The 1,642-nt window shown below is 38.2% G+C and carries 1 protein-coding gene; it reads right to left on the bottom strand.

The window, feature by feature from the left end; translation table 11 throughout:
- Positions 1 to 171 precede the first annotated feature (171 nt).
- Positions 172 to 1,347: an IS110 family transposase gene (locus DXB83_RS16300; protein ID WP_117500218.1), complete on the bottom strand. Its 1,176-nt coding sequence runs from the start codon at positions 1,345 to 1,347 to the stop codon at positions 172 to 174.
- Positions 1,348 to 1,642 lie beyond the last annotated feature (295 nt).

Genomic DNA, 1,642 nt, shown 5'->3' with positions numbered 1-1,642 from the left:
GAAAGACTAACTATTAAAAGTCAAGCCTTAAAATGATATTTTTTGAATAAAGTACAGAAATGTATTTTAGATATATTTGGAACTCAGTTAGAGTTCATTGAACCTTGAAAACTGCATGACAAAAAGAGCATCGTGACAGGTGCTCAAAAAAGAGTATTGAATTAGAAAGATTTAAGCTGCTTTTATGTATTGCTGCTTTGTTTTTTCAAGATGATAAATCACTCGAACCAGTTTTTTTACAGCGTGTGATATGGCAACATTGTAATGCTTACCTTCCGCTCGTTTTTTAGCAAGATAGGCTGCAAATGTTGGATCCCAGTGGCAGACATACTTGGTGGCATTGTACAGGGCGTATCGCAGGTATCTGGAGCCACGTTTTTCCATATGTGCGTAGGCACCATCCAGTTGTCCGGATTGATATGTTGATGGCGAAAAGCCGGCATAAGCTAAGATTTTATCAGGAGAATCAAAACGATTGAAATCACCAATCTCGGCAATAATCATAGCGCCCATGCGATAGTTAATTCCGGGAATGCTAAGAATTGGAGAGTTGATTTCATCCATGATGATTTTGATCTCTTTTTCGATTTCATCAATCTCTGAATCAAGTTCCTGAATGAGTTTGATGGTGTGCTTTAATTCAAGAGATTTGGCTGGCATATTTGAGCCGATAGAAGCTCTTGCAGCATCTCTGAAAGTAATAGCAGTATCTTTACCATATCGACCTTTGGAAGCTTCGGAAAGAAGATTTGTAAGTCTGGTAAGGTGTGCGGTGGCTATATGTTTAGCGCCGGGAAATTCAGAAAGCAATGCATAAACAGATGTTATATGGAGAGTTGGCACAAGTTTTTCTAATTCGGGAAATAAGATACAGACAAGTCTTGAAACGGAGGTTTTCAGCTTGGCACGTTCTTTCACTTTGTCAAAACGATAACGAGTTAATGACTTTAGCTCCTCGTTGTGGTAAGATATGTCTGAGTAGGACTTTAAGTTCACATCAGACATGAGCATGGAAGCAATCGTGCGGGCATCTACTTTATCCGTTTTCGTCTGTCTAAGGCTTAGACTTTTTCTGTACAGATTTGTATGTAACGGATTGATAACATAGGTGGGCAAACCTTTATCAATGAGATATCCGAGGAGATTGTAACTGTAGTGTCCGGTGGCTTCCAGTCCTACTTTTACTTTTGTCACATCATCCATAACGGAAGCAATCTTTTGATGAAGTTCATTAAAACCATCTAAGTTGTTGGTGATGGTAAATGCTTTAAATAACACTTCTCCATCAGAGTTGGTGATAAAGCAATCATGCTTATCCTTAGCAACATCAATTCCTACGTAAATCATAATAAAACTCCTTTGAAATGAATTTGATACTGTTTTAGAACCACAGGGTGCTCTTTGCGATTGTAACCTCGTTCTAAATAAACCGTCATGCGGTATCTAACTGATTAACAAATGGACAAAGAGACTGTGGTTGGAGCCTTTCGTAAACCATCTAGTGGTAGGAGAAATTAACCAATCCACAGCATCTTATATATCATAGTCGAACCTACAGAAGAGGTAAAGAATGGACTATGACTTTAATGGTTATAAAGACCTTGGAGAGGGTCTCTAAAAACTACTACTATATAATACGAGG

Source organism: Blautia sp. OM06-15AC (assembly GCF_003481425.1).
Lineage (GTDB): Bacteria > Bacillota > Clostridia > Lachnospirales > Lachnospiraceae > Fusicatenibacter > Fusicatenibacter saccharivorans.
The sequence above is the reverse complement of the archived record's forward strand: the minus strand, read 5'-3'. Positions and strand labels throughout refer to the sequence as shown.